Origin of the sequence: Mesorhizobium sp. WSM4983, from assembly GCF_029625765.1 — a bacterium.
Lineage (GTDB): Bacteria > Pseudomonadota > Alphaproteobacteria > Rhizobiales > Rhizobiaceae > Mesorhizobium.
This window is the reverse complement of record NZ_JARTVM010000056.1, coordinates 1-247: the sequence shown is the minus strand read 5'-3', so window position 1 is coordinate 247 and position 247 is coordinate 1. Positions and strand designations below refer to the sequence as shown.

The 247-nt window shown below is 61.1% G+C and carries 1 protein-coding gene; it reads right to left on the bottom strand.

Translation table 11 applies throughout. The annotated features are described in order from the left end of the window. A partial coding sequence (locus tag P9254_RS28920) for a DUF1223 domain-containing protein (RefSeq protein WP_278103931.1) occupies nt 1-247 on the bottom strand: 247 nt, incomplete at both ends.

The following is a 247-nucleotide window of genomic DNA, read 5'->3' as shown; positions in this document are numbered from 1 at the left end:
CATTGATGACGGCCTGCGGCGTATAGACCGAGCGGCTGCCGAAGGCACGCATGTACTCATACTGCCGCTCGGTGTTCTCCTTGCGGCTCAGCGTGTCCTTCCAACCGAGATAATCCCAGTAGTCGACGTGATAGGCGAGCGCGACGATGTTCTCCTTGGCGGCAAGCTCGGCGAAAAACGCATCGGCCGGCAGGCAGGAACTGCAGCCCTGGCTGGTGAAGAGCTCGACCACGCCCAAGGGTTGATC